Below are 7061 nucleotides of genomic sequence, written 5' to 3'. Positions count from 1 at the left end.
CTATCCGCCAGGTAAAAGGCGCCGGACGCATTGCCGGCTGGCTCGCGCTGCCGGCTCTGCTGCTGCTCAGCGTCCCCTTTATTACCCTCATTAGCGTCACGCCGTGGCAGCATCTGCGGCTGGCCTGGCGTGACGATGATGCGATCCTCGTGTCAATGGGGCTGGGGAGCCTGGCGCTGGTGACGATCGTGGCGATAGGCCTGCCGACCGCCTGGTGGCTGTCGCAGGCCAGCGGTCGTCAGCGTTTGCTGGCGGAGCTGCTGCTGATGATCCCGCTGCTGACGCCGCCGCTGGCGATGGGGATTTTACTGGTTTCGGCCTACGGCCCCTACGGGCTGGCCGGACAGTGGCTGACGCGGGTGGGGATCACGCTGGTGAACAATCCCGCCGCCTTTGTCCTGGCGCAGGTCTACGGCGCGCTGCCCTACTTTATCGTGGTCGCCCGCTCCGCCTTCGCCACGGTGCCGAAGGCGATCCTTGAGGCCGGACAAACGCTGGGGGCTACGGGCTGGAATCGCTTTCGTTTTCTCGCCCTGCCGATGGCGCTGCCGGGGCTGGCCTCGGCGGTGGCGCTGGCCTGGGTACGCGCCGTCGGCGAGTTTGGCATTGTGATGATCTTTGCCTATTTCCCCCAGGGGATCCCGGTCAAACTCTATACCAATCTGCAGAACGACGGCGTTGACGCGGTTTATACCCTGCTGTGGATGCTGCTGATCGTCACCCTGCCTCTGCCGCTGGCCTGCTTTGCGCTGGGAAGAGGCGCAACGTGGCGGCGAAAATCGCCGCCGGCGGTTACAGGCTAAAAGGGAGCTCAATCCCCATGCTGGCTCCCAGATCGTCGCTGTCGCTGTGGTTAGCGTCGGTATACCACACGGAGGTGCTGAGACGCACGGTAGGCATCACGTCCCCGCTCCAGCCTAACTGCACGCCTTTTAGGGTATCGGCGTGCGGGAAGGCTTTATTAATCCGCTGATTTTTCGGGTTCACCTCGGCGTAGATCAGCCGTGCGCTCCAGCGCTGATTCTCTTCCGTCACCAGCTCGACCTTGCCGGCGTACAGGCGCCCGTCGCCGCCCATCGCGTCGCCTAATGGATAGCCCTGCTGGTAGTAGCCATCTTTGTAGATAAAGTGGTTATAGATGTAGTTGGTGCGCCCCATATTTGAGCGGGTATCGTGCGCCTCCAGATACCAGTTAATCGCGCTGCTGTTCCACTGGTGATGCCCTTCGACGCCGCCGAGGTAAAGATGGGCGGACGGCAGGTATCCGGCCTCATCCTCGCCGATCATCTGCCCGTAGACGCTTACCGGCCAGCCGGTGGTCGGCGCCAGCTTGAGTTTAAAATCAAATCCCGCCAGCTGATTGCCCGGATCGTCCGCCGAATCACCGGTGTTATCGCGCCCGGTAAGTCCCTCCCAGAAGCTGCCAAAGGAGGACGGGCGCCCCTCGCCGCCCCACTGCATAATGCGCGAGGCGCCCAGCTCCAGCGAGGTAAAGGGTGAGACCGTCAGGCGGCCGCCGAAAATTTTAGTATGGGGTACCGCCGCGTACTGGCTCATCTGGCTGGCGGAAAGCTGGTACTGCCAGGGGCCAATCCAGCTTAGCCAGGCGCTCTGCGGAGCCAGCTGCTCGGCGCGCTGCAGCAAAAAGCCGGTCATCGGCCGCGCGGCGTCGGAACGAATCAGGCTCCCCTCGTAGCCGGGGCCCCACCACTGCGGAATTTGCCCAAACGCCAGCCACTGGTTCCACAGCTTTACCGCCCCGTAGGCGCCGTTGGCGTTGACGTTGGAGCCGTTGCCGATGCGCTTGTCTCCTTCAACGTTGCCCTGCAGGTGCAGGTCCCACCATTCGCCGCTGTTATTCAGCGCGACGGAGAGCGAGTGGTCGGCAGGCCGGGACTCGGCGAAGCCCTGCGGCGTTCCCGGCCGGTCGGTTGAGCTATAGCCGGTGACGCGCAGGTCGGCTTTTAGCGCCCTCAGGCGCTGGTTCACCCGGCTCAGCACCACCCTCTCTGCGGGCGTCGTCGGATGAGCGTTGGCCAGCGCGCGGCCGATCTCCTCTTCGCTCAGGGGCCATGTCGATAAACTCAACGACAGGGTTCCGCGATCGGATAACCAGGCTAAATCATTGCGGACGTCGTTATCGGCCAGAACCAGACCAGAGGCAAAGCCTGCGGGACTCAAAACGGCCGCAAGCCCCAGAGAAAGCGCACTACGCGCGAAAAATTTCATCTTCCCAGCTCCATTTCAGGCGCACGGGCGCCGGAGAATCTCCTTAAAGGGTGAGCAGGTAAGGTAATTGACTGAAACTAAACGAATCGCCAACCAGTGCCACAACGGCGTGGGGTGAGAAAGGATGCCGCTCCGCAGGAGAGCGGCGCCGGGAGCTACAGCTTGTGATGCAGATAATCGCTCATGCGTGAGAATACGCCGCCCTTGCCAACGCTTTCCAGCGTCACCAGCGGCCAGTGGGCCACGACCTTGTCGCCGTCATAGAGCGAAATTTCGCCGACCCGCTGATTGGCGGCGATCGGCGCTTCCAGCTCTTTCTGATCCAGCACATATTTGGCCTTGATCCGCGAAACCTCCGACTTCGGCAGCGCTAACCAGAAGTCCTGGTCGGTGCCGAGCTGGATCTGGTCCTTATCGCCATACCAGATGTGCTCGCTGCCCACTTTTTTGCCTTTTTGCAGGACCTGGACGGTGTCGAAGTTTTGCTGGCCCCAGTGCAGCAGTTTGGCCGCCTGCTGCTCTCGCCCTTTCGGGCTCTCGGCCCCCATCACCACCGCAATCAGGCGGCGCTGGCCGTCAACGGCAGAAGCAATAAGGTTAAAACCGGCGCCAGAGGTATGGCCGGTTTTCAGGCCATCGACGTTCATGGTTTTATCCCACAGCAGGCCGTTGCGATTCTGCTGGGTGATCCCGTTCCACGTCAGGCTTTTCTGACTGTACATATGGTACACGTCAGGCTCGCCGTGAATAATCGCCCGCGACAGGACCGCCAGATCGTAGGCCGAGCTATGCTGCCCCGGCGCGTCCAGCCCGTGTACGGTTTCAAAATGGGTATCCTGCAGGTGCAGTTTTTGCACGTATTCGTTCATCAGGGCGACGAACTGCGGCTGGCCGCCTGCAACGTAGTCGGCCAGCGCCACGCAGGCGTCGTTCCCGGAGTCAACGATAAGCCCGCGGCTTAAATCGCGGACGCTGAGCCGATCGCCGGGCTTGAGGAACATCAGCGATGAACCATCGAATACCGGATTGCCCTTCGCCCAGGCGTCTTTGCCGACGGTGACCATATCGTCAAAGGTGATGCGGTGGCTGTCGATGGCGCGGTCAACGACGTAGCCGGTCATAAGTTTCGTCAGGCTGGCGGGGTTGCGCTGCTGATGTTCGTTACCGGCGGTCAGGATCTGACCGGTGGTGTAGTCCATCAGCACCCAGGAGCCTGCCTGGATGGAAGGCGGCGTCACGGTGACGGGAAAATCATTTGCGGCAAAGGCGCAGGAAACGCTCGAAGCGAGCAAAGTTACGGCAATAAAAAAACGGCCTTTCAACGGCATATCCTCAAGATTTACAGATTCGCCGTCCTTTTTACGGAAATTCTCCTTTCATATCATGGTTTAATTGCAAGAAAATATGACACGATAAACGCCCTGCGCGGCCGACGCCCTTCTGATGCCCGGGCAAATCGTTTACCATAGCGCGTCATACTTCAGCAGCATATGCGTTGGCGTTATGACACGGCTCTTCCCTGAGCACCGGCCTTACGGGCCGCTGCGACACGGCGTGCAGACCCGTTGCGGACAGATTTATCGCTTACCGCGAACGATTTAGAGTACGGACGCCAACCACCACGGAAAATAGACAGACTATGCAAGATAGCGCCAATCAGCCCGGATTTTTATTCCACGACTACGAAACCTTTGGCACCCGCCCGTCCCTTGACCGGCCGGCGCAGTTTGCCGCTATCCGCACCGACGCGGATCTCAACGTCATCGGCGAGCCCGAGGTGTTCTACTGCAAGCCGGCCGACGACTATCTGCCGCAGCCGCAGGCGGTGATGATTACCGGCATCACGCCGCAGGAAGCGATCGCCAAAGGCGACAGCGAAGCCGCCTTTGCCCGCCGCATTCACGACCTGTTCACGGTGCCAAAGACCTGCATTGTGGGCTACAACAACGTGCGTTTCGATGACGAAGTCAGCCGCAATATTTTCTATCGCAACTTCTACGATCCCTACGCCTGGAGCTGGCAGCACGATAACTCGCGCTGGGACCTGCTGGACGTGATGCGCGCCTGCTATGCGCTGCGCCCGGAAGGCATCAACTGGCCGGAAAACGACGACGGCCTGCCCAGCTTTCGCCTTGAGCATCTGACCGTGGCCAACGGCATCGAGCACAGTAACGCCCACGATGCGATGGCCGACGTGTATGCCACTATCGCCATGGCCAGGCTGGTCAAAACCCGGCAGCCGCGCCTGTTCGACTACCTTTACACCTTCCGCAACAAGCGCAAGCTGGCGACGCTGATTGACGTGCCGCAGATGACGCCGCTGGTCCACGTCTCCGGGATGTTCGGCGCCGCGCGCGGCAACACCAGCTGGGTCGCTCCGCTGGCGTGGCATCCGGAGAATCGCAATGCGGTGATTATGGTTGACCTTGCCGGCGATATGTCGCCGCTGCTGGAGCTGGATGCCGACGCGCTGCGCGAGCGGCTGTATACCGCCAAAGCCGACCTCGGCGACCTGCCGGCGGTGCCGATCAAGCTGGTCCACCTCAATAAATGCCCGGTGCTGGCCAAGGCCAATACTCTGCGCCCGGAAGATGCGGAGCGTCTGGGCATCGACCGCCAGCGCTGCCTCGATAACCTGCAGCTGCTGCGCGGCCAGCCGCAGGTGCGGGAAAAAGTGGTGGCCATTTTCGCCGAAGCGGAGCCGTTTGTGCCTTCCGATAACGTCGATACCCAGCTCTACAACGGCTTCTTCAGCAATGCCGACCGCGCGGCGATGAAGATTGTGCTGGAGACCGATCCGCGCAACCTGCCGGCGCTGGACATTACCTTCGCCGATCCGCGTATCGAGCGCCTGCTGTTTAACTATCGCGCGCGAAACTTCCCGGGCAGCCTTGATGAAGCCGAGCAGCAGCGCTGGTTAGAGCATCGTCGGGAGGTGTTTACGCCGGAGTTTTTGCAGGCTTATGCCGATGAGCTGCAGACGCTGCAGCAGCAGTATGCTGACAATAACGAGAAGCTGATGCTGGTGAAAGCGCTGTGGCAGTACGCGCAGGATATTGTTTAGAATAAATAAATTCCCGGACTGCGCGATGCAGGCCGGGAACGGTTATTTACCCTTTCGCGCGGCTGGCGATAATCGCCTCCGCCACGTTACGCGGGGCCTCCGCGTAATGATGGAACTCCATGCTGTAGGTCGCCCGCCCCTGGGACATCGAGCGTAGCGTCGTGGAATAGCCGAACATCTCGGCCAGCGGCACGTCGGCGCGGATGATCTGGCTGCCGAAGCGCTCTTCCATCCCCTGCACCATGCCGCGGCGGGAGGAGAGATCGCCCATAATATTGCCGGCATACTCTTCCGGGGTTTCCACCTCCACATGCATCACCGGTTCGAGAATCACCGGATCGGCCCTGCGTGCCCCCTCCTTGAAGCCGAAAATGGCCGCCATGCGGAAGGCCATTTCCGAGGAGTCGACGTCGTGATACGAACCGAAAGTCAGGGTCGCCTTGACGTCCACCACCGGATAGCCTGCCAGCACGCCGGTGCCCATCGCTTCGCGCAGGCCTTTTTCCACCGAAGGAATATACTCCCGCGGCACCACCCCGCCTTTGGTGGCGTCTTCAAAGACGAAGCCGCTGCCGGGTTCCAGCGGTTCGAGAGTCAGCACCACGTGGCCGTACTGCCCCTTGCCGCCGGACTGGCGGACGAACTTGCCTTCCACCTCTTTCACCGTTTTGCGGATCGTCTCGCGGTAGGTCACCTGCGGACGGCCGATGTTCGCCTCAACGCCAAATTCGCGACGCATCCGGTCAACGATAATTTCCAGATGCAGCTCGCCCATCCCGGAAATAATCGTCTGCCCGGACTCCTCGTCGGTGTGCAGGCGGAACGACGGATCCTCCGCGGCCAGGCGCTGCAGCGCGATGCCCATTTTCTCCTGATCCGCTTTGGTTTTCGGCTCGATAGCCAGCGAAATCACCGGCTCCGGAAACTCCATCCGCTCCAGGGTGACGATCGCATTCGGATCGCACAGCGTGTCGCCGGTGGTGACGTCTTTCAGGCCAACGCAGGCGGCGATATCGCCGGCATGCAGCTCGTCCACCTCGTGGCGATCGTTGGCGTGCATCAGCACGATGCGGCCGATACGCTCTTTTTTGCCTTTAACCGGGTTATAGACCGCATCCCCTTTCTTCAGGGTGCCGGAATAGACGCGGATAAAGGTCAGCTGGCCCACGTAGGGGTCGGTCATTAGCTTGAACGCCAGCGCCGAAAGCGGCTCATCGTCGGCAGGATGACGCTCCGCCGGCCGGCCTTGCTCATCAACGCCCTGAATCGCCGGGATATCCAGCGGGGACGGCATCAGTTCGATGACCGCATCGAGCATCCGCTGGACGCCTTTGTTCTTAAAGGCGCTGCCGCACAGCACCGGCTGGATCTCTCCGGCAACGGTGCGCTTACGCAGCCCGGCGACGATCTCAGACTCGCTCAGATCGCCGGTTTCGAGATATTTATCCATCAGCTCATCGCTGGCTTCCGCCGCCGCTGAGCCCATTTTCTCCCGCCACTGCCGGGCGGTTGCCAGCAGCTCATCCGGCACCGGCGCATAGCTGAAGGTCATCCCCTGGGTCGCATCGTCCCACAAGATGGCGCGCATTTTGATGAGGTCCACGACCCCAACAAAATGCTCCTCGGCGCCGACGGGAATCACCACCGGCACCGGGTTGGCCTTCAGGCGGTCGATCATCATCTGCACCACGCGGAAGAAATCGGCGCCGGGGCGGTCCATTTTATTGATGAAGGCCAGCCGCAGTCGGAAACCGTCTGGCGGCAGGCG

At 61.3% G+C, this 7061-nt stretch carries 5 protein-coding genes; 2 read left to right on the top strand and 3 right to left on the bottom strand.

The window, feature by feature from the left end; genetic code table 11:
• Positions 1-29: 29 nt before the first annotated feature.
• Positions 30-803, top strand: a complete 774-nt coding sequence (locus PFH44_RS23070; protein WP_045859488.1) for a molybdate ABC transporter permease subunit — start codon at positions 30-32, stop codon at positions 801-803.
• Here PFH44_RS23070 and PFH44_RS23065 read toward each other — a convergent pair.
• Entirely contained in the window at positions 793-2229 is a 1437-nt protein-coding gene (locus tag PFH44_RS23065) for a capsule assembly Wzi family protein (RefSeq protein WP_283826275.1), read from the bottom strand. The genes PFH44_RS23070 and PFH44_RS23065 overlap by 11 nt on opposite strands.
• A 155-nt stretch (positions 2230-2384) precedes the next feature.
• Positions 2385-3551, bottom strand: a complete 1167-nt coding sequence (gene dacD / locus PFH44_RS23060; RefSeq protein WP_045859491.1) for a serine-type D-Ala-D-Ala carboxypeptidase DacD — start codon at positions 3549-3551, stop codon at positions 2385-2387.
• A 317-nt stretch (positions 3552-3868) separates the two neighbouring features.
• Between dacD and sbcB the strand changes: the two genes are divergently transcribed.
• Complete coding sequence (sbcB, locus tag PFH44_RS23055; RefSeq protein WP_283826274.1) at positions 3869-5293, top strand: exodeoxyribonuclease I; 1425 nt, start codon at positions 3869-3871, stop codon at positions 5291-5293.
• Positions 5294-5339: 46 nt separating this feature from the next.
• Here sbcB and fusA read toward each other — a convergent pair.
• On the bottom strand, positions 5340-7061 hold a 1722-nt coding region (fusA, locus tag PFH44_RS23050; RefSeq protein ID WP_283826273.1), incomplete at its 5' end, for an elongation factor G.

Origin of the sequence: Klebsiella sp. Ech2A, assembly GCF_030078455.1 — a bacterium.
Lineage (GTDB): Bacteria > Pseudomonadota > Gammaproteobacteria > Enterobacterales > Enterobacteriaceae > Klebsiella > Klebsiella terrigena.
The sequence above is the reverse complement of the archived record's forward strand: the minus strand, read 5'-3'. Positions and strand labels throughout refer to the sequence as shown.

Bases quoted from the DNA above. Each gene is read 5' to 3' on its own strand.
- PFH44_RS23065 (WP_283826275.1), bottom strand. From the start codon at position 2,229: ATGAAATTTTTCGCGCGTAGTGCGCTTTCTCTGGGGCTTGCGGCCGTT.
- sbcB (WP_283826274.1), top strand. From the start codon at position 3,869: ATGCAAGATAGCGCCAATCAGCCCGGATTTTTATTCCACGACTACGAA.